Annotated in this window: 26 protein-coding genes; 7 read left to right on the forward strand and 19 right to left on the reverse strand. The window is 45.4% G+C overall.

Annotated elements, in window-relative coordinates; all coding sequences use genetic code 11:
* Positions 1-7 precede the first annotated feature (7 nt).
* From RA086_RS08265 to RA086_RS08330, 14 genes are all read right to left on the reverse strand, one after another.
* The gene (locus RA086_RS08265) at positions 8-793 is read right to left on the reverse strand and encodes a YlmH family RNA-binding protein (RefSeq protein ID WP_308703358.1); all 786 of its coding nucleotides are present in this window, start codon (positions 791-793) and stop codon (positions 8-10) included.
* 24 nt (positions 794-817) lie between these two features.
* The gene (locus RA086_RS08270) at positions 818-1,084 is read right to left on the reverse strand and encodes a YggT family protein (protein ID WP_137616372.1); all 267 of its coding nucleotides are present in this window, start codon (positions 1,082-1,084) and stop codon (positions 818-820) included.
* A gap of 10 nt (positions 1,085-1,094) precedes the next feature.
* Positions 1,095-1,529 carry a cell division protein SepF gene (locus tag RA086_RS08275; RefSeq protein ID WP_308703359.1) on the reverse strand — a complete coding sequence of 145 codons (435 nt, stop codon included), beginning with the start codon at positions 1,527-1,529 and terminating at the stop codon, positions 1,095-1,097.
* A 25-nt stretch (positions 1,530-1,554) separates the two neighbouring features.
* Entirely contained in the window at positions 1,555-2,841 is a 1,287-nt protein-coding gene (ftsZ, locus tag RA086_RS08280; protein WP_308703360.1) for a cell division protein FtsZ, read from the reverse strand.
* A gap of 28 nt (positions 2,842-2,869) precedes the next feature.
* A complete protein-coding gene (gene ftsA / locus RA086_RS08285; protein ID WP_308703361.1) occupies positions 2,870-4,222 on the reverse strand; it encodes a cell division protein FtsA in 1,353 nt (450 codons plus the stop codon).
* Between the two features lie 116 nt (positions 4,223-4,338).
* Positions 4,339-5,214 (reverse strand): cell division protein FtsQ/DivIB, encoded by an 876-nt coding sequence (locus RA086_RS08290; protein ID WP_308703362.1) that lies wholly within the window; start codon positions 5,212-5,214, stop codon positions 4,339-4,341.
* Positions 5,215-5,243: 29 nt separating this feature from the next.
* The gene (murG, locus tag RA086_RS08295; RefSeq protein WP_308703363.1) at positions 5,244-6,341 is read right to left on the reverse strand and encodes an undecaprenyldiphospho-muramoylpentapeptide beta-N-acetylglucosaminyltransferase; all 1,098 of its coding nucleotides are present in this window, start codon (positions 6,339-6,341) and stop codon (positions 5,244-5,246) included.
* A complete protein-coding gene (gene murD, locus RA086_RS08300) occupies positions 6,341-7,720 on the reverse strand; it encodes a UDP-N-acetylmuramoyl-L-alanine--D-glutamate ligase (protein ID WP_308703364.1) in 1,380 nt (459 codons plus the stop codon). The genes murG and murD overlap by 1 nt, the downstream gene beginning before the upstream one ends.
* Before the next feature lie 103 nt (positions 7,721-7,823).
* Complete coding sequence (gene mraY / locus RA086_RS08305) at positions 7,824-8,789, reverse strand: phospho-N-acetylmuramoyl-pentapeptide-transferase (RefSeq protein WP_308703365.1); 966 nt, start codon at positions 8,787-8,789, stop codon at positions 7,824-7,826.
* Positions 8,790-8,817: 28 nt separating this feature from the next.
* Positions 8,818-10,959: a penicillin-binding transpeptidase domain-containing protein gene (locus RA086_RS08310; protein WP_308703366.1), complete on the reverse strand. Its 2,142-nt coding sequence runs from the start codon at positions 10,957-10,959 to the stop codon at positions 8,818-8,820.
* Positions 10,956-11,336 carry a cell division protein FtsL gene (gene ftsL / locus RA086_RS08315; protein ID WP_308703367.1) on the reverse strand — a complete coding sequence of 127 codons (381 nt, stop codon included), beginning with the start codon at positions 11,334-11,336 and terminating at the stop codon, positions 10,956-10,958. Before ftsL ends, RA086_RS08310 begins: the two co-directional genes overlap by 4 nt.
* Positions 11,337-11,349: 13 nt before the next feature.
* Positions 11,350-12,318, reverse strand: coding sequence for a 16S rRNA (cytosine(1402)-N(4))-methyltransferase RsmH (gene rsmH, locus RA086_RS08320; RefSeq protein ID WP_308703368.1), 969 nt, complete (start codon positions 12,316-12,318; stop codon positions 11,350-11,352).
* A 31-nt stretch (positions 12,319-12,349) separates the two neighbouring features.
* Positions 12,350-12,775, reverse strand: a complete 426-nt coding sequence (gene mraZ, locus RA086_RS08325; protein ID WP_308704440.1) for a division/cell wall cluster transcriptional repressor MraZ — start codon at positions 12,773-12,775, stop codon at positions 12,350-12,352.
* A 179-nt stretch (positions 12,776-12,954) separates the two neighbouring features.
* Positions 12,955-13,320 (reverse strand): DUF3397 domain-containing protein, encoded by a 366-nt coding sequence (locus tag RA086_RS08330; protein WP_308703369.1) that lies wholly within the window; start codon positions 13,318-13,320, stop codon positions 12,955-12,957.
* 151 nt (positions 13,321-13,471) lie between these two features.
* On the opposite strand from RA086_RS08330, the gene RA086_RS08335 reads away from it, so the two are divergent.
* Both RA086_RS08335 and RA086_RS08340 read left to right on the forward strand, forming a co-directional pair.
* Entirely contained in the window at positions 13,472-14,428 is a 957-nt protein-coding gene (locus RA086_RS08335; protein ID WP_308703370.1) for a magnesium transporter CorA family protein, read from the forward strand.
* 76 nt (positions 14,429-14,504) lie between these two features.
* Positions 14,505-14,627: a DUF4044 domain-containing protein gene (locus tag RA086_RS08340; protein ID WP_308703371.1), complete on the forward strand. Its 123-nt coding sequence runs from the start codon at positions 14,505-14,507 to the stop codon at positions 14,625-14,627.
* Positions 14,628-14,771: 144 nt separating this feature from the next.
* On the opposite strand, the gene RA086_RS08345 is transcribed toward RA086_RS08340, so the two are convergent.
* Together RA086_RS08345 and RA086_RS08350 are read right to left on the reverse strand one after the other, a co-directional pair.
* Positions 14,772-17,129, reverse strand: coding sequence for a DNA translocase FtsK (locus RA086_RS08345; RefSeq protein ID WP_308703372.1), 2,358 nt, complete (start codon positions 17,127-17,129; stop codon positions 14,772-14,774).
* A gap of 145 nt (positions 17,130-17,274) precedes the next feature.
* Positions 17,275-17,787 carry a tRNA (cytidine(34)-2'-O)-methyltransferase gene (locus RA086_RS08350; protein WP_308703373.1) on the reverse strand — a complete coding sequence of 171 codons (513 nt, stop codon included), beginning with the start codon at positions 17,785-17,787 and terminating at the stop codon, positions 17,275-17,277.
* A 213-nt stretch (positions 17,788-18,000) separates the two neighbouring features.
* Here RA086_RS08350 and RA086_RS08355 point away from each other — a divergent pair, with 213 nt between their 5' ends.
* On the forward strand, positions 18,001-18,648 hold the full coding sequence (locus RA086_RS08355) for an NAD(P)-dependent oxidoreductase (protein ID WP_308703374.1): 648 nt from the start codon (positions 18,001-18,003) through the stop codon (positions 18,646-18,648).
* Positions 18,649-18,852: 204 nt separating this feature from the next.
* Positions 18,853-20,205 carry a branched-chain amino acid transport system II carrier protein gene (gene brnQ / locus RA086_RS08360; protein WP_308703375.1) on the forward strand — a complete coding sequence of 451 codons (1,353 nt, stop codon included), beginning with the start codon at positions 18,853-18,855 and terminating at the stop codon, positions 20,203-20,205.
* A gap of 233 nt (positions 20,206-20,438) precedes the next feature.
* Here the strand turns inward: brnQ and RA086_RS08365 are convergent, their stop codons facing one another.
* Positions 20,439-21,290 (reverse strand): methyltransferase domain-containing protein, encoded by an 852-nt coding sequence (locus tag RA086_RS08365; protein WP_308703376.1) that lies wholly within the window; start codon positions 21,288-21,290, stop codon positions 20,439-20,441.
* 280 nt (positions 21,291-21,570) lie between these two features.
* Between RA086_RS08365 and rpsN the strand changes: the two genes are divergently transcribed.
* Entirely contained in the window at positions 21,571-21,840 is a 270-nt protein-coding gene (gene rpsN / locus RA086_RS08370) for a 30S ribosomal protein S14 (RefSeq protein ID WP_308703377.1), read from the forward strand.
* A gap of 71 nt (positions 21,841-21,911) precedes the next feature.
* Here rpsN and RA086_RS08375 read toward each other — a convergent pair whose 3' ends face one another.
* A complete protein-coding gene (locus tag RA086_RS08375; protein WP_308704441.1) occupies positions 21,912-23,027 on the reverse strand; it encodes an AI-2E family transporter in 1,116 nt (371 codons plus the stop codon).
* A 47-nt stretch (positions 23,028-23,074) separates the two neighbouring features.
* Positions 23,075-23,437 (reverse strand): PTS glucitol/sorbitol transporter subunit IIA, encoded by a 363-nt coding sequence (locus RA086_RS08380; protein WP_407659058.1) that lies wholly within the window; start codon positions 23,435-23,437, stop codon positions 23,075-23,077.
* Between the two features lie 130 nt (positions 23,438-23,567).
* Here RA086_RS08380 and RA086_RS08385 point away from each other — a divergent pair, with 130 nt between their 5' ends.
* Together RA086_RS08385 and RA086_RS08390 are read left to right on the forward strand one after the other, a co-directional pair.
* Entirely contained in the window at positions 23,568-24,593 is a 1,026-nt protein-coding gene (locus tag RA086_RS08385; RefSeq protein ID WP_308703378.1) for a lactonase family protein, read from the forward strand.
* A gap of 14 nt (positions 24,594-24,607) precedes the next feature.
* Positions 24,608-25,246, forward strand: coding sequence for a copper homeostasis protein CutC (locus tag RA086_RS08390; RefSeq protein ID WP_308703379.1), 639 nt, complete (start codon positions 24,608-24,610; stop codon positions 25,244-25,246).
* Positions 25,247-25,323 lie beyond the last annotated feature (77 nt).

Below are 25,323 nucleotides of genomic sequence, written 5' to 3' on the forward strand. Positions count from 1 at the left end.
CCAATACCTATTTACTATGAATAATATTTAAAGTAATTCGCAACCGCGACTTTTTCGTCTCACCGCCAATTTCGGTCAACCGGACCCGGCCGTAATGATTTACACTCAACATATCCAACAACGCAATCTCGTAATCTGCTTTAGGCAAATCGGCCCAATTCAGACGAACATGCGCCCCCTCGATCAATTCCTTAGCATGGTGGCGTGACAGGTTAAATGCTGCCTTGATCACACTATCTGCACGTAAAGAACTGACCGTGGTCGTAATCGTTTCCCAATCATTTTGTGGATCAACCGCGTTGCTCAATGGCACAGGCGTTAAATGAACCTTGGTCTTACCAAAGCGGTCAACTTGATCACTGAAGTAAGTCGCCATTTCACTTTCGCAGTAGAACTGCCAAGCTTCACCGTCTGACACGATATCCCCGAAGACATCCCGTTCAACGCCGGAGTTGGCTAAGGTTCCTAAAATATGGCCGTGTTTCAACGTCGCAAATTTGATTGGATAAACAATATTGAATAATGTTATTTGAAAATCAGCTGGTTGGGGCTCGTAGTAATTCGGATAAAATAAGATCCGTTGTAACTCGGCCCCAGGATAACCCCCAAAAGCCCGCATATGGACTTCATCAAGTTGATTGACCAGTGTTCGCGCAATGTAGACTTGCCGCGGGTTTAAAAACGCGGTTAAAATTGGTCGGTACTGATCGGCCGCTTCTTGCAGCCAACCAGTGACCTGTTCAATAAATGGGGCTTCACTATCGCGAAAATGTTGTTTTAAATTTTCATTCACGATGTTTTCCTCGTTATTTTAAAATTAAAAGCTAATTAATGATAATAAGTAAACTAATCCACGCTCTGCAAACTGTAACACTAGCAGTGCCACAATCGGCGAGAAATCTAGACCAGCAATCGACGGAATAAACCGCCGGAACACACTTAGAAACGGGTCACAAATCTGTCCCAAGAATCGACCGAGGCCAGTATTATAGGCGCCAGGGAACCAAGACATTAAGATAAAGACAATAATCGCTAAGGTGTACAGCTGGAACAAGCCATCAATAATTGTAAGTATCAGTGCCATCACTCCTTACTTATAAACTGTTGGGGTTAAACTGCGCCGTGGTACTCCCGGAAACTTCATAATTTTCAGGAATACAGAGAAAAATTTCATCCCCGATGCGTTCAATCTCACCGTTAATGGCATACACCGTGCCCGTCAGGAAATCAACGATTCGCCGCGCCATCGCATCATCAACATGGTCAAAATTAATAATGACCGCTTGATTTTTTAACAACTGCGCAGCAATTTCTTTCACATCCGAATAAATTCGCGGCTCAAACAAAGCAATCTTGCTATTAACCGATTTACCACCTTGCATCGGCACAACTTTAGGTGTCGAGGCTGTTGTGGTCGCATTATTCGCGGTTGCCGCCGTCCGGTTCGGTTGTGGCGCATTCGCAGCATCGTCGTACGCTTCATCATCGCCAACGCCAAAGAAGTTACTTAAACTAAAACGTCCGGCCATTAGTCATCGCTTCCCTTCAACGAACTTATTTACGGCGCCGTTTGAAGAATGGCGGCGTATCTAATGAATCACCATTATTGCTATCTTGATCTTCTTCAGGCTGAGTATTGTCGTTAAAAACGTCAAAGTCAGTCTTTTCAACATTCTGATGAGCGGTATTCGTTGATCGTGAGTTACCTGGTTCACGCCGAATATCCCAATTGCCAAATGGATCATTGTTTTGTGATTGTGGCGTTGTGCCATTTGATGCCTTTTCTGCTCTAGGTTGGCTATCAGCCGGCGTGTTGAACAAGCCACCAGATTGTTGCGTCTTTTCGGTACGCGTTGTTGCCGTGCCATTGCTGATTTCTTTTTGTTTTTGATCGATACCAGTTGCGATCACGGTCACACGAACTTCATCGCCTAAGCTTTCATCGATCGATGTCCCAAAGATAATGTTGACATCTGTCGTCGCGGCTTGTGAAACAATATCTGAAGCAGCTTGGGCTTCATACAAGGACATGTCTGGACCACCAGTAATGTTTAGTAAGACTTGTTCCGCCCCATCAATGGAAACTTCCAATAATGGTGATGAAATAGCTTGCTTCGTGGCATCAACTGTCCGGTTTTCGCCGCTAGCGGAACCGATTCCCATCAAGGCAGAACCTTGATTTTGCATGACCGTCTTCACATCCGCAAAGTCCAAGTTAACATAACCAGGTGACGTAATCAGATCTGAAATTCCTTGAACCCCTTGACGTAACACGTTATCGGCTTCTTGGAAGGCTTCCATCATTGGCGTCTTCTTGTCAACGATTTCTAATAAGCGGTTATTGGCAATGATAATTAACGTATCCACGTTATCTTTCATCTGAGCAATACCTTCAGCCGCATTACGTGCGCGTCTAGGGCCTTCAAAGGTAAATGGACGTGTCACCACGCCAACCGTTAAAGCACCCGAATCCTTAGCAATTTTAGCAACAACTGGGGCAGCACCGTTACCGGTCCCACCACCCATACCAGCTGTGACAAAGACCATGTCAGCGCCAGTCAAGGCTTCAGTAATCGCTTCTTCGCTTTCTTGAGCCGCTTTTGACCCAACATCAGGGTTTGACCCTGCACCAAGACCACGAGTCAATTTAGGTCCTAATTGAATTTTAGTTTCTGCATTTGAACTTTGTAGCGCTTGAACATCCGTATTGGCAACGATGAATTCGACGCCTTGGACATCTTCAGCGATCATCCGGTTAACGGCATTACCACCACCGCCACCAACACCGATGACTTTAATATTAGCCCCTGAATTTTGGGTTGAATCTAAAGAAAATTCCATAATTTTTCCTCCGTCATTCCTATCCTATTTAATCGAAAAAGTGATTGAAAAACCCTTTTAACCGGTCAACACCACTTTCACGATTGGGATCCTGCTGAGTTGCAGGTTTTGGTTTACTAGTTTTTTTAACTGTGGGTTGTGCTTGTGCCGTCCGATCAGCGGTTGGCTGATTAGCCGGACCCCCTTCAGCAAAGTCAACAGCGACACTGGCACGGGTATCACCGGTTAAAGCGCTCTTAACCAACAATGCCACTTCACTCAAGGCCGCTTGATATTTGATGACGGCTAAAGCCTCATCAAATGACGGATGCCTCAAACCCATTTGACTAGGCGTGAAGACACGAACATTCGTCCCAAATAATTCACTGGCTAAGTCCGTGATGCCGGGTAATGCCGCGACACCACCGGTCAAAACAATACCACCTGGTAACTCTAACGCGTGAATCTCATCTAGGTGTTGCTTAACCTTATCAAAGATTTGATCCAAACGTGCTTCAATAATCTCTGCCAGATATTGGCTACTGATTTGTGTCGGGGTACTTTGACCCACCACGTCTACCGGAAAGACTTCATCATCTGAAGCCTGTTGGGCATCCGCATAACCATAATCTCGTTTTAACTTCTCAGCATTTTCAATCGAGGTGTTCAAGACCACGGAAATGTCTTTCGTGATATAATGACCACCTTCTTGGTCAACATAAGTATACTTCAATTGATGATCATGAATGACGCCAGCCGTCGTTTGGCCGCCGCCCATGTCAACAATGATTGAACCAAAATCTTGTTCACCGTCGTTTAACACTAAAGAACTCAGTGCTAACGGGGCAATCACGATTTGTTCAATTTGTAACCCCGCCTTTTCAATGGCTTTACGGGTATTATGAATAATGGTCTTGGGACCCGTGAACAAGGTGCCATGCATTTCAAGCCGGACACCCACCATGCCACGTGGATCCTTAATCCCATCAAAACCGTCGACCACAAATTCGTCGGGAATGACATCGAGAACTTCACGCTCTGGCGGCATACTCTGTACTAACGCAGCTGCCGCCACTTTTTGAACGTCCTCATTATTGATTTCTTTTGATTCATCAGCGACCGCGATCATCCCACGGCAACGCTCAATTTTTACCAAGTTTGCAGGCACACCTGCAATAACTTTTTTTATTTCGATACTTGCTTTTTCTTCCGCTTGGCGTACCGCTGATTGAATCGCGGTGGCCGCCTTGTCAATATCGACAATCACGCCACGACTCAGACCATTAGAACGTTCGCTTCCCACACCAATAACGTTCATTTGTCCCTTTACACGTTCAGCAACAATGACTTTTATTGAGGTGGTCCCTATATCAAGTCCGACATAAATTCCTGAATTATCCATAATAGAGGAACCTCCTAGTAATTACATAAATATCCAAAGATTTGTTAACATATCCAATTATCCCCTAGTTTACCATATCCTAAGCGCTTTTAAAAAGCCTCTCGCTTGCTTTTCAATCATTTTGATGACTTTTTAAACGAATATGAATAAGCCCCAACTTCCAAGTTAATGACACCGTTGGTTTTCATCTTCGCAGCAATGCCAGAATAGTATCGCATTTTACTGGTAAACGTTGAAATCGTCGCATAAACTTCGTTCCCATCATTCATGTATAAATGGACCCGTTCTGGATTCGCACGATTCGGGGAAAACTTAATTTCTGAAATATTATGTTTAACGACCGCGGGTAATTTGGCATATTGGGCGATCATTTTCTGCAAACGGGGACCACTTTTGAAACTCGCATAAATCGGATAGCCACCACCAGGTTGTGATTGCGGCTTTGACATGATCAACCCGTTCTCTAGGACTCGTCGGTATTGACCGCCCGTCACTAGATAGCCAGCTAATCGAATCTCATTAACTTTGAGGGTCACGTGATTCCAATTGCTTAAAGTTGTCTTAACTTGACCAATCTGTGGGTTAGCTTTATTGGCAACTCGACTCGTCGTCTGGTCTTGACCAATTACGGCCCAGACTGACTTACCAGTCTTGATCTGAGTAGCAGACTGAACCTGAGCCACTGTCAGCTTATCTGTACCAGTCACCTTGACTTGAGCAATATGGCTCAGTGGTGAGATAAAGTAACTCGCGCCGGCAATTCCTAACAAAAACAGGGCAATCAATAATCCAGCCCGTCTGGTCACGAGCCGCCGTCGCTGTGTTTTTAGTTTCGGTAACTTATCACCAATTCGAATCCGTTTGCCCGACCAGCTAAAATGTCGCTTCCGTTCGGCCTGTTGATTTTCATTAGCTTGGCGTTGAAATCTTTCCCAGGGGGTTAGCTGGTCAAGCTGGGCTTTCCTTTTCGGTCGCCGTTTAAATAAGGCCATCTTAACCACCCTTTCAATTGAACTTTAACTTAATGGGCTTGTATTGCCGTTTTTAAGACCTGCAATAATTGGTCCGCTGCATCGGGCATGCCTAGACGCTTCGCATTAGCTGCCATCTTGTCACGTCCGGTTTGGTCTAACATCAGGCCATCAACCGCTTTAACGAGGCTCGCACCGGTCAAATCGGCTTCTTTGATCAATTCAGCGGCCCCTTCATCTACCAAACTCTGGGCGTTTTTAGTTTGGTGATCATTGGTGACATACGGGCTCGGCACTAAAATTGAGGGAATGCCCAACGCCGTAATTTCAGCAATACTAGTGGCACCTGCGCGACCAAGAATAGCCGCAATTTCCGGTAAAATCGCCGGCATATTATTGATGTACGGTTTGATTTTAACATTCGGTGCTAACACTGTCTTTCCGAGACCATTCATAATTTTATCGTAGTGAACTTGACCAGTTACGAATAGGGTTTGATAGTCGCGCCGGTTTAATTCGGGAATGGCCGCTACGGTCGCCGCGTTGATGCGGGCGGCCCCACGACTACCACCGAAAATCAAGACGGTTGGCTGATCATCTTGTAAGCCCAAAGCCTTCAATGCCGCAGTTTTCTTAATGTTGACCACTTGTTGGGCGCGTGGATTACCAGTCATAACGACCTTCTTAGCGGGGAATTGTGACCGGGCACTTTCAAATGAGATCCCAATCTTGTCCACAAAATGGCTCAAGAATTTGTTGGTCACCCCAACCACAGAATTTTGTTCATGAATCACCGTTGGAATATGCATCTGACTCGCCGCAAAGACCACTGCGCCACTGACATAACCCCCGGTACCGACGACGACATCAGGTTTGAAAGCCTTGATATATTTACGCGCAGTCCCAACACTCTTCAAAAAGAGCCAGACCGTTTTGAAATTCTGCAAAGAGAGTGAACGCTTGAAACCTTGAATCTTAATCGTTTTAAAATCGATCCCACGTTCAGGGACAATTCGACTTTCGAGACCACGATGGGTCCCGACATACAGGACTTCTGCTTGCGGGTCTTGCGCTTTCAACGCTTCAATTAAAGCGAGGGCTGGATAAATATGACCACCAGTCCCACCGCCAGAAATCATTAGTCGCATTATTTTTCCTCCGCCTTTCCAGTAACTTTTTCAATGGCTTTGATATAACGATCCCCACGAATTTCGAAGTTTGGATATTGATCCCAACTGGCACAAGCTGGTGATAACATGATGACATCCCCAGGGGCACTCAATTTCCAAGCTTCAGGAACCGCTGTTTCACAGTTTTCACTAAACTTGATTGTTGAAATACCAGCAAGCTTACCGGCATCCGCCATCTTCTGGGCCGTTTCGCCAAAGACGATCAACGCCTTAACGTGGTCTTTCAAAGCTGGCGCTAACTTTTCAAAAGTATTGCCACGGTCCAAACCACCAGCCAAAAGGACGACTGGTTGGCTAAAGCCTTTCAAAGCCATTTCTGTTGCGACGATATTTGTGGCCTTAGAATCATTATAGAAAAGTCGGCCTTCGTAAGTTTCCACATATTGTGTCCGATGCCGAACACCAGAGAACGTCTTCAAGACTTGCACGATCCCAGCAGTTGGGACTTGTTCAATCTTAGCAACCGCAATGGCAGCCAATGCATTTTCAACGTTATGATCGCCAGGAATCTTAATATCTGCCGCAGCCATGATCAATTCATCTTTAAAGTAGAGTTGCCCCGCTTTTTCATAAGCGCCAGCTTCAGAATTGTTCTGCCGTGAAAATGGCACCACGTGAGCGTGCGACTGTTCAGCTAATCCACGCCATTCTTCACTATCCCAATTGACTACAAAATAGTCATCAGGAGTTTGATTCATCGTAATCCGCATCTTGGCTTTAACATAGTTTGCGCGTGACCCATGATAATCTAAATGGGCGGAATAGATATTCGTCAAAACGGCAATATGTGGATGTAAAGTTTGAATCCCACAAAGCATGAAGCTCGATAATTCAGTCACCATCGTATCTTCTGGCAGGGCTTTTTGCGCGACAGCGGAAGCTGGTACACCAATGTTACCGGCCACATAAGCTTTACCCGCATTTTGACGATGATTGAGCATTAATGAGATTAAGGTCGTCGTGGTCGTCTTCCCATTAGTCCCAGTGACTCCAATGAGTTCACCTTCAAGAATCTGTGAAGCCAATTCAACTTCCGTAATGACTGGAATATGCTTTTTCAAAGCGCCAGCCACAATCGGATTAGTATAAGGAATCCCAGGGTTCTTAACGACAACTTTAAAATCTTCATCTAATAATGACAAAGGATGTCCACCAGTGATGACTTTGATGCCATCGCTAAGCAATTCTTGTGCATCCGGATTATTATCGAAATCTTTTTTATCATTGACAGTCACAAAGGCGCCAAGTTTATGCAATAAACGAGCCGCATTCATCCCACTTTTTGCTAATCCTAATACCAATACCTTTTGATTACGATACTGTTCAACCGACTTCATTATTCAAGACTCCCTAAATTTGTTTAATTAAGAACTAATGGTTCAAAACAGCCTTGCGATAACCGCAAAACATGACTAAATTTCTATCTGACACTAAATAACGCTATATAATTGTGGCAACGCTGATGACCGCTGCCACCAATCCGATTGACCAGAACACAATGTCAATCTTCCATTCACTCCAACCCTTCATTTCAAAATGGTGATGGATCGGACTCATCAAGAAAATCCGTTTGCCGGTCAATTTGAATGAAGCGACTTGCAACATCACAGAGGCCGTTTCAATGACGAAAATAATCCCAATGATCAACAAGGATAATTCATGATGGACCAGAATCGAGACGGCTGCCAAGGCGCCACCTAGAGCCAATGACCCCATATCACCCATAAAGATTTTAGCGGGTTTATGGTTAAAGACAAAGAATCCAAGCAAGGAACCAACAACTGCCACACAGAACAGCGCCACATCTAATTGATGTTGATGCAAGGCAATGATCGCGTAAGCGCCAAAGGCAATCGTGGCTTGACCGGCAACTAGGCCGTCCAGACCATCCGTTAAGTTAACCGCATTGGAAAAGCCCACTAACCAGATGATGACAAACAACATGTACCACAGCCCCATGGACCAATCGCCCATCCCAGGCAAATGGAGTCCCATCGGCAAATGTTCATGTTGATAGACCAGCGTGAATACCACCGCACCCACGATTTGACCCAGCAACTTTTGCCAAGCTTTCAAGCCTTCATTTTGCTTCCGCCAAAGCTTGATGCTGTCGTCCCAAAAGCCTAAAGCACCGTACAACACTAGAATAAACATCAGGATCCATGTCGTTGGCCGTAACTGGCCTTGCCAAAAACCGACCCAGATCGTCGTCACCAGGATGGCGATGATAAATAATAACCCACCCATGGTTGGCGTCCCAGACTTCTTTTCGTGCCACTTGGGACCTTCCTCACGAATCATTTGGCCTTCTTTACGTACCCGGAAATACCGAATTAATGACGGCATCAAGGCAAATACAATGATAAACCCGCTAAATAGCGTTGCTACCCATTCAATTAAACTCACAACAATTCTCCATTCTAAAACTAATCATTTATTTCAAACTAACCGTTAACGCTTCCTTTGCCTCAATCGGATTACCCGCCGAAACACTCTGTGCTGAGACATACCCCGTCCCATTGGTCGCCAACTTCATTCCAGTCAGTTCAGCGAAATCAGCGACTTCACTGGCTGACCAACCGGTTAAGTTTGGCATATACATCTGGCCATTGGTAATCAAGATGACGCGTTGCTTACTCGTTAAGACCGTCCCCGCCGAAACAGATTGTTTCACAATATGGGCGCCCTTACCGATCACAATTGGCGTCACACCATCTTTTTTGGCTGACACCGTCGCTTGTTTGGTTGCCTGACCAGTTAAATCAGTCATCTTAACCGTTGTCGTCTTTGATTCACTGGCTTTTTGTTCATCCAAAGCACGTTGCATCACCGGCTTAAAGATCTCGGCCATGTCTTCCGATGCAGAAGTCCCATTTAAGGTCGGTTGCTTCATCGTAATATACAAAATATATTTAGGATTCTTAGCTGGCGCCATCCCAACGACCGAATACAGATACGAGTTATCACCCGTCTCATAAGTCGAGCCATTGCTGACTTGGGCCGTCCCAGTCTTAGCGGCAATCCGGTAACCATTAATTTTGAAAGCTGAACCAGTCCCATATGATTTATAAACCACATCTTGCATGTGTTTCAGGACGGCTGCCGCCGTTTTCGATGTCACTGGTTGGCTCACAACCTTTGACTGACCTTTATAAACCGTCTTCTTTGTGTTCGGATTAGTAATCTTAGAAACATAATACGGCTGTAACATCTTACCATTATTTGCAATAGCCGTGAACCCACGCAACATTTGCATGGCCGAAACTTGAATCCCTTGCCCAAATGAAGTATCCGCCTGTTCGATTGGATACGTAAACTGAACAGTCCCGGTTTGTTCATTGGCCAACCCACTATTCGTACTGCTTCGCAGGCCAAATCGTTTGATGTATTTCAACCAAGTCTTAGCCCCCATCGTTTGCTCCAAGTGAGCCATAGCGACGTTACTAGATAGCGCAAAGCCCTTGGCATACGTGATGTTCCCCCAGCCAGAAGTATTCCAGTCAGGCACCGTCTTGCCACCGATCTTGTATTCCCCAGTTGGCACGGTGACGTTAGGGTTGTAATTGCCACTATTGATGGCCGCCGCCATCGTGAAGACTTTCATCGTCGATCCAGGTTCAAACGTGTCTTCGACTAATAAATTACGCCACATCTTCGACAAGCCAACTTTAGTTTGCGAATTGAAGGTTGGCCGTTGGCTCGTCGCCAAAATCGCCCCAGTTTTCGCATTCATCAAAGTCGCCGTCATGGTTTTCGGATGAACTTTTGTTGCCACTTCTGATAGTTTAGTTTCCATCAACGTTTGTAATTTACTATCAAGCGTCGTGTAAATGTTATCGCCATTTTTGACTTTTTTGACACTGTCGGTGGTCCCTTGATAGCCACTCTTGGTGACGGTCTTATGACCATCCGTCCCAGAAAGTTGCTTGTTATACGCTAGCTCGATTCCCATTGAACCGACCAAGGACGTGCGTTCAGTCCCTTTAACATTTTTCGATGACGTTAGGCCAATTAAATGTGAAGCAAAAGTCCCATTCGGATATAACCGTGCCTCGGATTGAATAAAATGCAGACCGCTCACATTTTGGGCTTCAATCTTTTTCTTAGTCGTTAATGAAATATTCTTACCAGCCGTCCCGAATTCAATTTGGAACTTCCCGCGCCCTTTTTTCAAGGTTGCGAGCGCTTTTTTAGTGCTAATGGGTAAATACTTAGCCAGCACTTTGGCGGCTTGAGGATTACTTTTGACATAGATATCGTGACCAGCAGCGTCTTTTTGGTTTTTCGACATGATTGCATAAATGGTATACGTGCTCGTGTCCTCGGCGATGGCCTCACCGTTGGCACTGTAAATCGTCCCACGTTTAGCCGTGACCGTCTGATCGACCGTGTAAAGTTTCTTCGTGGCCGCGGCCAGATTGACGCCAGCAACATGCTTACCAATCGCAATATACGAAAAACGAATGCTCAAAACACCAAATATCGCAATCGCTCCAAAAAATAGCCATTGGCCAAAGATTCTACGATTTTGTTTTGGTGACCGTTTCGAAGTCATTCGTTGTTTGTTCTTATTCATTTGTAAACATTCCTTATGTTACCGTTATTCAACGATAAGCCGTTCTTTTTGGCCACTTTATTTAAGCGGCTCCGGCTTGAAAGTTCACTAATTTGTTGGGTCGCGGAAGTATTGCTGGCTTGAACTTTCGTAACCTTGGCTTGGACAGTTTGTAACTGAGTTTGTGCGTTACCAATGGCAATATTGGACGAAACTAAAGCGATTGCAAGTGCAAATACCACCAAACTAAAACTAACACACAAGACTTTCTCGAATCCTGAGAAAGGCACCCGTTGTGTTTGAATCGCGGGATTTGGGGCTACAACAGTTTTATGTACCGGGTTTGTGACCTGGGGAGCCTCACGTGGTAACTCCCGGGCCAATCCATTTTGGGCCATGGTTCTTCACTCCTTATATTTTTTTAGATTGATTTTGAGTTAAACGTTCAATCACACGTAGCTTAGCACTACGCGCACGTCGGTTAGCCGTTATTTCAGCATCACTTGGCACAATCGGTTTACGATTAACCAAACGATAATGCGGTTGCATTTCAGCCGGAATAACCGGTAAACCAGGTGGTAATTCTGGTAAGGAACTATGTTCTTTGAAAATGGTCTTAACTAACCGATCTTCTAATGATTGGAACGTGATCACACTGACACGACCACCAACATTAATCAATTCCACGGCTTGTTCTAATGACGTCTCAAGGACGCCTAATTCGTTATTGACCGCGATTCGAATCGCTTGAAAGACCCGTTTAGCAGGATGACCACCAGTACGCCGTGCGCGCGCTGGAATGGCTTCTTTAATAATCTCAACCAACTGACCAGTCGTTTCGATCGGTGCTTGCTCACGTTCACGCTCAATCGCCCGTGCGACTTGTTTGGAGAACTTTTCTTCACCGTAACGATAGAAAATCCGGACCAAATCGGCGTAGTCCCAAGTATTGACCACGATCTGGGCCGTCAACGGGGCGGATTGATCCATCCGCATATCTAATGGCGCGTCATGCTGATAAGAGAAGCCCCGATCGGCATTGTCAAATTGTGGTGAGGACACGCCCAGATCATAAACGATGCCATCTACCGAAGTAATGCCACGAGCGGTTAATTCTGCCTTTAGATTGGCGAAATTGCTCTTAATGAACGTCAATTGACCGGCCGCTAAGTACTCAGCCAAGTTGTCCTGATTGTAATCAATCGCCGTTTGATCCTGATCAAAGCTGAATAAATGTCCCTGTGGTCCAAGTTGTTCCAAAATTCGACGGGAATGGCCCCCGCCGCCTAGCGTGCAATCGACATACACCCCATCCGGCTTAATCGCCAATGCGGCGACCGCTTCTTGCAATAAAACTGTCGTATGTTCAAATTCTGCCACGCTACTCTCGCCTCCCTTTAGTTAATTATCTTTAAAAATCGATTAAGTTTTCTGCGAGATCATCGAAATCAGCAGCTGTTTCCGTCTCAAAAGTCTGCCACTTCGTCGCGCTCCAAATTTCAAAGCGATCAGAAACTCCGACAATCACACATTGTTTTTCCAATTTGGCATATTGCCGTAATGGCGCAGGAATCATCACACGCCCTTGTTTATCTAGTTCACATTCCGCCGCTGCCGCATAGAAGAACCGGACAAATGCCCGCGCATCCTTCTTGGTTAGCGGCAAATCGTCCAATTGGGCTTGTAATGTCGCCCAGCGCGCTTCCGGGTAGCCAAAGATACAACCATCCATCCCACGCGTAATCACAAATGACGCGCCTAATAGGTCGCGAAACTTGGCGGGAATGATCAACCGGCCTTTCGCATCCAAAGCATGTTCAAATTCACCAAAAAACATCTTGGACGCCACGGTCAATCAACCCCTTTCATTAAACAACATTAAGTCTACCACACCCCCCCACTTCCTACCACATCGATTTGTTACTTTTCTAAAATGTTAACAAAATGATAAAAAAGTCCCCGCCTAACGCCAAATGGTTAGGTGGGGACTAGTGGGGCTTATTTTTCGTTAATCACTCACTTGGCAATCAAAACAATCACTAAAGCTAATAAATAGACCACAATCGTCAAAAGATCAGTGACGCGCCAGAACAGCTTAAAAAAGCGACCGTACAGGATTTCACCTTGTTGGATGACCGTTAGCAGTGTTAAACCGATACCCATAATCATTAACGAAATGATTTCATATGGCACAATCGAACTATCCGTTGTTTGCTGAGTCAAAAAGTGAGTGAACACGATTAAGAATGGTGGCCAAAAATCAATCAGCATTAAGTGGGCCGGCCAAACGCGCCTTAACACGCGTTTCAAACCGAATAAGACGACTGAAATCGCCACAATCAAACCAATTTGGCCCGGCCAATTGGTGACTAAATTGCTCATACCGCTTCTTCCTCCCAGTCTTTTGGCACTATTTTTTCACGTTTATTGCCGCGGAAACAACTCGTTTTTATTATAGGGATTCTACTCAGACTTTTCAATCACCGCCGCCAGTCCTATAATAAAGGCTAAGTCACACTTGGGAGGACCTGTTATGCTACAGTATTTCACCACTAATTCCGACGGTCGTTTAGCCATTGGTAAACCCCATGACCAATCTTATTGGCTAAACGTCGAACGACCGACAATTGCCGAAATTAATCAATTGGTTCGGGAATTTAACTTTCCGAAAGATTATTTAACCGCCGTCCTAGATGATGCTGAAATTTCTCGGACGGAACAATTAACTCACGCGAGTGCCGATCAAGCCACGCTAATTGTGATGCAATTTCCAAAATTGACGACTAGTGACTTAGGTTACTTAGAATATCAAGTCTACCCATTTGCGCTTATTTTGACGCCCAAGGCCGTTTTAACGGTCAGCAACTACCCGGCAAGTTTCATTCAGGATTTTATTATGGACCCCACATCTTCGCGCCTTAGTCTAGCCGATCATGAAAACTTTGTCCTCACGATCATGTGGTACATTTCACACGCCTATGTTACTGCTTTAAAAGCAATTAATCATAAAACCACGATCTTAGAACGACGCTTGACTCGGGCCACACGCAATGAAGAAATCTTTCGCATCATGGCCTACCAAAAGTCCTTGATTCGTTTTAAAGCGGCATTGACCCAAAACGCGCCCATCTTAGCTGCGGTAGAACATTCGGCGACGCACTTTAATGGCAGTCAACACAAAGCTTTAACGACCGATATTATCGTTGAGAATCAACAGGCCGCTGATATGACTAACACGACTAACCAAATTTTGCAGCAATACAGTCAATTAGTTAGTTCAGTAATTTCCAACAATTTGAACGACGTGATGAAAGTTCTCACTTCACTCACGCTGATTTTGACCATTCCCACCATTATTGGCGGTATTTATGGGATGAACGTCCGCTTGCCCGGCGCCAGTGTCGTCCATGCCTTTAGTTGGATCATGTTAGGCACGATTATTTTGTGTATCATTAGCATCGAATATTTACGAAATCACGACTATTTTTAATTGGTAATTGAAAAATCCGTGATTCCACGTTAAACTATGAAAGAATTACTGAAAAAGTGTGGTGCATACTAAACTAATGAAAAAGAAATCGACGTTCCAAAAAATCACGCTGGTCATTGTGTGGGTTATGATTATTTCAATGATTGGCTCGCTAGTTCTCACGGCTTTATCAGGCTTAGGTTTGATGAGCTTCGGTTAATCAACAGTTAATAAAAAAAATTCCCGAGAAATTAATCTCAGGAATTTTTTTGTGACTTCATTTAAGCTTGGGACAAAAGGATTTACTCACAAGTCTATTTTTTGTCGCACGTTTTAATGATAACAATCAAGCAGACCCTCAAATTTAATTTCCTTCAGAGGTTGGCTCATCGGTGGGTTGCGGCTGACGATACACTTTACGGGCCTTGCTACCTTCAGATGGTCCGACGACACCACGTTCTTCCATTTCATCAACAATTCTGGCAGCGCGGTTATATCCAATCCGGAATCGGCGTTGCAACATTGACACACTGGCCGACTGTTGCTGCGTGACAAATTCGACGGCATCCGCATAATACTCGTCTTCACCATCACGAGGATCTTCCCCGTCACTAGCTTCATCATCTTTGACTAACATGTTGTCATCATAGTCAGCTGATTGCTGCTTCTTAATGAAATCCACCACTTCTTCGACATCATGATCCGAAATATAGGCGCCTTGCACCCGCAATGGTTTATTCATCCCCATTGGTTGATACAGCATGTCCCCACGACCCAAAAGCTTCTCAGCCCCATTACTATCAATGATTGTCCGAGAATCGGTCCCACTAGAAACCGCAAAGGCCATCCGTGAGGGGACGTTTGCTTTGATCAAACCAGTGATGACGTCAACAGACGGTCGTTGGGTCGCCAAAATCATGTGAATTCCGGCGGCACGGGCCATTTGCCCCAAACGAATGATGGCATCTTCCACTTCACTCGAAGTGACCATCATCAGATCGGCTAATTCATCAACAATGACAACAATATAAGGTAATACCGGCCGTTTTTGACCATCCGCCGCATTCTGTTGGCGAATAAATTGATTATAGCCTTGCATGTTTCGTTGCTTAGAATCCGCAAACAACTCATAGCGCCGTTCCATTTCAGCCACGACTTTATGCAAGGCGCGCGCTGCCTTCTTCGGTTCGGTGACGACTGGCGTTAGTAGATGTGGAATCCCATTATAAACACCCAACTCCACTTTTTTCGGATCAATGAGCATAAACTTGACCTGGTTCGGTTTAGTCGTCATGAGTAAGCCAGTAATCATCACATTAATTGCGACCGATTTCCCACTCCCAGTTGAGCCGGCAATGAGTAAATGTGGCATTTTAGATAAATCGGCCGTCACCAAATTACCGGAGACATCTCGTCCGAGCGGAACTTGTAATGGTTTGGTTGGATGCGCGGGTTGGGCTTCAACAATGTCACGAAATGAAACCGTTGAGACTTGCTTATTGGGCACTTCAATCCCAATCAAAGATTTTCCTGGGATTGGCGCTTCGATACGGAGGTCTTTGGCCGCCAGTGCTAACGCTAAATCATCAGCTAAATTGACGACTTTGCTGACCTTGACCCCAACTGCCGGATGAAGTTCGTATTTCGTCACGGAGGGTCCCAAACTGACATTCTTCACTTCGACGTTGACCCCAAAACTCGCCAAAGTCGTTTTTAACTTTTTAGAATTGCTTTCAATTGTGGCATATTCGGCACTTTGATCTGTCTTAGGAATCTTAGTTAATAAATCTGAAGTGGGTAACTGATAGTCAGATTCATCAACCGTTTCAGTCCCTTTCAACGCCTCCTCAGCGGCTGACTTCGCTGGTGCTTGTGACTCCTGATCACTAGCCACGACAATCTTAACGTCAGCATCTGACTGACTTTCAGGCTTAGCGACACTCGCAACCGTTGGCGCACTGGGCACCTCAACCGATTTAGGCTGAGCTTTGGGCTCAGGTTCCGTCTTAGTCGCTTCTGATGATTGTTGATTGGCACGAGCCTGCCGTTTTACCCGCCAACGCGCATATTGAACCCGCACGTAATGGGCCACCTCATCATAAGCCGTCTTGACATGTTCACCCATGACAACCAAGCCATGACGAATCAAGAGCACCGTTTGACGGAATGGTAAATTAAACGCGACAAATATCCCCGTCACAATCAGAATAATTGCCACCAAGATAGTCCCTAAATTGGCCACTAGTGGATAGGTCAGACCATAACCAGCGGCACCAGCCAGACCACCACCGAGGTGTACAGAGACCCCGCCCGTTTTGAAATCATTCTTAATTAAATTCCACGTGATCGCCCAAAAGTCTGTATGCCGATTGATTCGATTGAACATTGGAATTTCCAATAATAATAAATAACTATAAAGAACTAAATTACCACCCGTCCACCAACGCCAACCAATTCTAGGCAATTTGCCAAAAATCATGACGTAGGCCATCACGACTAGCGTTAGTCCCGCTAAAATCACATAGGCGTCCCCGGCAATCAGTCGGAAACATTCAGCAAAGAAGGTCCCCACTAAGCCGAGTCTAAACAGCGCAAAAACCGTTATCAACACACCTACCAGGCCAATGATATTCCCCGTCATTTGGCGCTGACTGGCGGCCTTGGTCGTGCGCTTCGTTCCCGTTGTGCGCCGTTTTTTAGTTGTTCGTTGCTTTCCCGCCACGCTGCACTCGTCCTTCCCATTTTTTGAATTACTTCTATTGTATCAAACTAATGTTCGTTAATAAAAACTTTCCGTAATCCCCATAAAAAAACGTGCGCTAACCCAAGCTCGCTGAGCCGTTAGCACACGTCTGGCTGGCACCAGGTTATTTTAATTTATCATTTTCATAATGATGTGATCGTTCCAAGCTTAAAAAGTTCTGTTGCCGCAACGCTTCATAAATCACGATAGCAGCCGAGTTTGATAAGTTCAAGGCGCGAATATGGGAATCGTCTTGTGGAATCCGAATCGCTTTTTCAGGATATTGCCGCATAAACGGTTCCGGTAACCCGGTCGTTTCTTTACCAAACAAGAAATAATGATCCTTGCTGGTATCGCTATAGTCGACATCTGAGTAGTCGTGTGAAGCAAATTTCGAAACTAAGTACAAGTTGTTTAAGTCTGGGATACTTGCCAAAAAGGCTTGCAAATCGGCATGATAAGTAATATTAACACTGTCCCAATAGTCCAGGCCAGCGCGTTTTAAATGCTTGTCATCAACTTTAAAGCCGAGTGGTTCAATCAAATGTAGTGCCGTATCCGTTCCTGCACAAGTCCGGGCAATATTGCCAGTGTTGGCCGGCATTAAGGGTTCAAATAATGCAATATGATTCGTCAAAATAATCTTCCTTTTTCAATAAGTTTTTAGTGGGACAGGTGTCAACGATATCAGTCCCAAGTAGCGTTACATGCTTAAATAATCCTAATAATCATACCATGATTGCCGCTTGAAAACCTAACGTTTCTGAGCTCAAAGCGAATTATTAGCTAACTTAACTAAAACTGCCTATACTAAAAGTTAAGTTAAATATGTAAAGGAGTTTTGCAAATTATGAAATTATTAATCATTGGTGCTACAGGCATGGCTGGCTCAGCCTTAACCGCTACCGCTTTAGATCGGGGTCATCAAGTCACTGCCCTGGGACGTTCCGCTGAAAAGTTAGCTCAGTTACCCGCTCATGCCAACCTCACTACGGTTGCCAAGGATGCTTTTAGTCTAACTAAGACTGACTTGGACCACTACGATGTGGTCATCGACGCCATGGCGACCCCACCAACACAAGCTTACTTGCATGTCGACTTGGCGACTAAACTAGTTGCAGCCCTACGCGACACTACCCAGCCACGCTTGGTCTTTATTCTGGGCGCTGGTAGCTTAAAAACTGGTGCTGACGACCACCTCTTCGTACATGATCTCGAAAAAGATCCCGCTGCAGAAGCTTTTATTGCGGTGCCACAAAATCAGTTAAGCGAATTACAATTTCTTCAAACAGTGACCAATGTCGATTGGGTTGGCCTTTCACCGGCAGCCGATTTTCATGCCGGTCCAGCAGTCCCAGCCGTTTTAGGCACTGATCAGTTGTTAGTCAATGCCCAAGGCGTTTCAGCAACGAATGCTGGTACCATGGCCGTTGCTGTCTTAGATGAGATTGAAAAACCACAACATCACCAAACTCGTTTTACAGTTGCCAACCGATAGTCTGGCGCCTGTTTTAAAATCAGTAAAACATGATTCAAGCGTCTGAGAAATTTTCTCGGACGCTTTTTCAGTCAGCTCAGACTCCTAACCTTTGAAAACAGCACGTAGCTTTCGACAATAATTGCCCTTAATTTTTAATTACCTCCTAACCAAAGCATGCTAAACTAAGCACAGTTAAATTTTGAGATGGAGGTTGTAACCTTAATGAAGACCCACTTATCTGGACGTAACCTGCTATTTATCGGCACTATGTTGTTTGGGCTATTTTTTGGCGCGGGAAATTTGATTTTTCCAATCTTTCTCGGTCAGCAAGCCGGTAAAAACTTAATTCCTGCTGTCATTGGCTTACTGATCACTGGGATTGGTCTGCCACTCCTCGGCGTCATCGGAATTGGCTTAACGCGTAGTGCCGGCGTTTTTGAGCTTGCCAGTCTGGTTAGCCGCCCCTATGCAACGGTCTTTACGGTGGTCCTTTATTTGACGCTCGGACCACTTTTTGCAATGCCTAGACTCGCCACGACCGCTTTTCAAATTGGCTTAGCTCCTTTTTTAGCCAAATCACAACAAACATGGGCTTTGTTAGCGTTCTCTCTACTATTCTTCATGATGACTTGGGGACTGGCACGCAATCCTGGCAAAATCATGACTTATATTGGGAAGTGGCTGACGCCGCTATTTCTAATCCTATTAGGCAGCCTCATGGCGTTTGCACTGTTCAAGCCACTCGGAAGCTTCAATGTGGCGGCTCAAGGCGCCTACGCAACTAGTCCGGGATTGGCCGGCTTTACGGAAGGCTATAATACAATGGACGCTTTGGCCTCACTGGCTTTTGGGATCGTGGTTGTGGATGCCATTCGTGAACTGGGAGTGACCGAACCCGGACAAATTGCCACCGATACCATCAAAGCCGGCCTCATCAGTATGACTTTAATGGGCGTCATCTATACCTTGCTGGCCATGATTGGGACCTTGAGTCTAGGAAAATTTCACGCAGCGGCTAACGGTGGTGTTACCCTAGCACAATTAGCACACTATTATTTTGGCAACTTCGGCAACGCCTTACTTGCACTGATCGTAATCATCGCTTGTTTGAAAACGGCAGTTGGCTTAACTTCCGCTTTTGGGGAAACATTACATGACCGCTTTCCTAAATTACCGTACGCTGGCCTAATTATTTTCGCCTGTCTAGTCCCCGCCATCCTAGCAAACATTGGTTTAACGCAATTAATCAGCTATTCAACGCCGGTTTTGATGCTCCTCTATCCACTGGCAATCGTTCTGATACTGCTAGCCAGCCTCTCACCTTGGCTCGGAAAATCACGCTGGCTGTTCGCGATGACAACTGCGTGGACCATTATTCCAGCCGTTTTAGCGGGCACAGTCGCCTTACCGAACGACCTGTTACAAAATAACTTTGGTCATTGGGTTAAAAGTATCAATAATTTGTTACCGTTGGCTAATCTAGGCCTTGGTTGGACGGTTCCTGCCTTGATTGGTCTCATTTTAGGGCTACTCGGACAGCATTGGCAAAAACGGTGGCGTCACTCATTTTCATAAAATTTTCAATCAAAACGAAACTGGCAATCGACAACTCACATCGTGAGTGTCGGTCGCCAGTTTTTTTGCAAAATAAAAAACGTAGTATTTCGGTGTGGGCACGGCGAAACGCTACGTTAATGAAGTACAACTCGGTAGTCACCAACGACGTTAATCGATGTTAGCTACCAAACGATTTCTCAAAGGTTATCTTAACACCCAGTAAACAATCATGCAAGCAGCCTTACACTCATTTAGCGCGTCATTGTTAACAGACTCACATCCACAGTGATCTTAGACAGGCCCGTTGTCTTGGCCGCAGCCAAGCTAGCGGCCGTGGCACCCCAATGTAGCGGCGTCATCACCATTAAGTCAGCGAAATCAACGGTGCTTAGATCAAATTCATAGTGAATCCGTTGTTGCGTCGCCTGCGGATAATGTTGTTTAAACAAGTCAATCACGCGGTCATTATTGTACGTGTATTGCCGATCCGTGGGGTCAAACAGCAAGTGACGAAGTTCAATAAGATAATCAGAATTAGGCACGACCTTTAATAATTTGCCGCCAGGTGCTAATACCCGCTCGAATTCTTGATAGGCAGACGGTGAGAACACATCCATGATGGCGGTAAACGCACGCGCCGTAAAGGGCAGCTGTGCTAAATCAGCTACGCAAAAATACGCTGGTGTCACTAATTGCGTCGCCAAATTCACTCCCGCCTTACTAATATCGAAGCCAATGCCAACATCTTGTGGTTGCCGGTGCAGTGCCAACAAGTCCGCTAATGGCGTACCTTCCCCACTCCCAATATCTAAAATTCGTTGTGGTTGCGCCGCTAATTGGTCATTGATTGCCGTGACGATTGGCCGGAAGAACCCAGCTTGTAAAATACGCCGGCGCGCCGCTAACATGGCCGCGTCATATTCACTTTGCACTTGATGCGTCAAAAAATAAAGCGTCCCTTTTTTTGAAAAATCTAGCTGATGACCGTTAGAACACTTGAGACTGTGGCCTTCAACGGCCATATAAGGTTGGTCACAAACTAGGCAACGGAACAGGCCTAAATTTTTTTGGACAAAAGCAACCCCTTGATCGATTTTCTTCACTGTTTTCACACTCTCTAACTGTATTAAATTAATCATACCATATCACAAATTGATTCATGACTATCGCCGCTAATCAACACGTTTTAGCCCAACCACAGGGTAAGCTAAAACTATTCTGGTAAATCGCTGAACGTTACAATTTTGTCTCAGAAGCAAAATAAGTGCAATTACTATTTGGCTATGCTATCTTAAATAACGTTCTAAAAAACAACTAAAGTTAATTCAAATTATTTGGTCGCGAATTGCAACTCATTCAAGCTTGCAAAGGAGCACAGATAATATGGCTAAAAAGTCAAAAATTGCTAAAGAACGGCGTATTGAAGCGACCGTTGCCCGTTACGCTGCTAAGCGTGCGGAAATGAAAGCTGCCGGTGATTACGCCGGTTTGGCAACCTTACCAAGGAACGCGTCCCCTGTTCGTATCCACCGACGTGATTCCCTAGATGGTCGACCACATGCTTACCTACGAAAGTTCGGGATGTCCCGTTTAAACTTCCGCCGGTTAGCTCATCAAGGTCAAATCCCTGGCGTCAGAAAAGCCAGCTGGTAAAAATGCGTGATAAAAGCGCTTGGAAAATTCCAGGCGCTTTTTGTGTGCTGTTTTTAGCTGTTAACACAGCCCTAACTATCGTCTGATCCAGTGTCTTTAGGCTCATATAGTCCCGATTGTGTTTGATACCAGGTAAAGAGATGGGTGATCAAGACTTTCAAGATGGCATAACCAGGAATCCCAAAAATAACTCCCATGAGGCCAAAAATCTTACCCGCGGCTAACAAAACAATCAGAATCGTCACGGGATGAATTGCCAAACTGCTCCCTAAAACTAATGGTGAGATTACTCGGCCTTCAATCGTTTGTTCAATGACAAACACGATCAAGACTTTCACTAACATCCATGGTGAGATCACCATGGCGATCACTACTGACGGTACCATGGCTAAAAATGAACCAAGATAAGGAATCAAGTTTAAGATACCGGCCGCAATGCCTAAGGTCAACGCAAACTTTAACCCAATGACCCAGTAACCGATCGCAAACATCACTGCCACAAAGAATGCGACCGTCAATTGACCACGAATATAGTTACTGACTTGCGTATTAATTTCAGTCAACACCTGTAGAAAACTGGCGCGCCCTTTGGTTGGAATGAACTTTGCCAAATATTTCGGCAAGCGATGACCATCTTTGAGTAAATAGAAAAGAATGAACGGCATCGTAATCAGCCCAATCACAATCGTCGTCACGGTGCTGACCACGGTCGTAATCGACGACACCGTACTCGTTAAATATTTGGTGACACGACTACTTAACAACTTACTAGCAGAGGTGTTCCACTGCTCCAACTGATCCCGCAACCCTGACAATTTCGGATCATTCAACCATTGATTGATCTCATTGCTAGCATTTTTCCAATACTTGGGCCAATCGTTTATGATCGCTAAAGTTTGAGTTCGAATGGTTGGAATAATTGCCACAATCCCCCAAATAAGCAAGCCTAAAATAATGATAAAAAGCACTGTAATCGTTAAGGTGCGATGAATATGATAGCTCGTCTCTAACCGATCCACGAGCGGATTCATAAGATAATACAGGACCCCGGCTAAGATGACGGGCAACCCGACAATACTAAAAAACTGACGGACTGGCGTGAGCAACCAATCCACCTGCTTACCTAAAAAGAAGCACGCTAAGATCAGTAGTATGATCACCAAAATTCGAATCGTGCGCGAACTCATCAATCCTGCGCCAACTGGTTTATTTTTCAATCAGCAGCACCCCCTTGTTATGGTTCGTAAGTAATGACGCTCCCAACTTTTATCGTGGGCAAATTCGTTGGGGTCAAGTAAATGCCGTTGGCCAACGGTTTGGCTGGAACGGCCGTAAAATACAACGTCGCGTGACCAATCGTTGCGAGATTAGCACCCACCAGTGGACCCACATAGGCCATCGTATAAGCCTGATCGTCAATCTTAAGCGTACTACCCACATGCAAACTCAAACTCGTGAGTGGTGCATTGAATTGCTGAATCACCGCAATTTGTTGCAAGGACGCCGTGGCAGTTTCATCAAATAAAATCAAAATTGGCTCATCGGGTGACACAGCTTGTGGCCCAATGGCTTTTACAGTTGCGGTCGTGGTCATCATTACAGAACTCCATTCTATCTTTTAATAGCCTAATTGTAGCATAGCAACCAACCTCAGTGTCAATTTGTCATCGCTTACAAGTAAACGAATTATGCTATACTGAAAATATTAACTGAGGAGGTTTTTTTGGATGCAAGAAAAAATTTTATTTGGGACTTATACTAAAAAAACAAGTCAAGGCATCTATCAAGGTACCTTGGATACCACTGCAAAAACATTAACCAATGACGGGTTACTCGCCAAGACGAACAACCCGACTTACTTAGCACGTTCTGCCAAGCAACGATTATACAGTGTCGATAAGGTCGACGATCAAGGCGGTGTCGCCGCCTGGCAACTTGACGGTGATCAGGCGAACAAGTTGAACGCCGTCGTCGCTCCTGGGACGCCACCCGCCTATGTTGCGGTGGACGAAGCCCGTCAACTCGTCTACAGCGCTAATTATCATAAAGGTACCGCCAGCGTTTTAAAAATCGCAGACAACGGTGAATTGGCACTTGTTGACCAAATTAAGCATACCGGTAATGGTCCCCGCCCTGAACAAGACAGTTCCCACATCCACTACACGGATTTAACTCCCGATAATCGCCTCGTCGCCATCGACCTAGGTAGTGACAAGGTTTATGTCTACAATGTGAGTGACGCTGGCAAGTTGTCCGAGCAATCCGTTTTAACCATGCCAGCCGGCTTTGGCCCAAGACATTTAGTCTTCACACCGGATGGTCAACATGCCCTCTTAGCCGGTGAATTATCGAGCAAGGTTGCCACATTGACCTATGATCAAGCAACTGGGCAATTCACTCAAACCGCAATCATCGAGACGATTCCCGCCGACTACAGCGAACATAATGGTGCCGCCGCAATCCGTTTGAGCCGTGATGGTCATTTTCTTTACGTTTCAAACCGTGGCTACAATTCGTTGGCAGTCTTTGCGGTGGATAACGAGGCCAAATTGACCCCAATCCAACAAATCAGTACCGAAGGCGATTTTCCGCGCGACTTTGATTTAGATCCAACCGAAGCTTTCGTGGTCGTCGTCAATCAAAATACGGACAATGCAACTTTGTATGCTCGTGATCTAGAAACTGGTAAACTGAGCTTATTACAAAAAGATGTCGCCGTTCCCGAAGGCGTTTGCGTCTTATTTTCAAAATAAAGGATGACTCAGACATGCTATTAAAAGAAGTAGCCTTAGAAAATTATACGAATATCCCAGCTGCAGTTGCGGCAGGTGCCAAACGGATTGAACTAAATGACAATTTAGCTGTCGGTGGCACCACGGTTAGTCGCGGTGTTATGGCGGAAGCAGCGAAGTACACCCAGGAACATGGGGTTAGCCTCGTCGCGATGATTCGCCCACGTGGTGGGAACTTTGTTTATAATGATACCGAACTAAAGATCATGGAAGCTGATTTGCTCCAAGCCCAAGCTTTGGGCGTTGACGCAGTAACTTTTGGCGCGTTAACTAAAGCTGGCAAACTTGATACCGAAGCCATGGCATTACTCGTGGGCGCTGCTGGTGGCATGAGTGTCGTTTTCCACATGGCCTTTGATGCGCTGGCCCCTGATCAACAAGCTAGCGCAATCGACTGGTTAGTTGATCACCAAGTGGACCGCATTCTCACACACGGTGGCCCATTAACCAAACCAATTGCGGCCTGTGTGCCACAACTGCAAGCAACGCTTAAATTAGCAGCCGGTCGCATTCAGATTCTGCCCGGTGGTGGCATTACTGCCGCTAATGTCGACGAATTAACAAGTACGTTGAACGTCAAACAAGCACACGGCACCAAGATAATCGCTTATTAGTTTGTATTTCAAAGCAAAAAGAGTGGAACAAAAGGCGGTCTGCTACCGAGCATAGCCTAGAAAGTCGAATGATTGGC

The sequence above is a fragment of the Lactiplantibacillus brownii genome, from assembly GCF_031085375.1.
Classification (GTDB): Bacteria; Bacillota; Bacilli; order Lactobacillales; family Lactobacillaceae; genus Lactiplantibacillus; species Lactiplantibacillus brownii.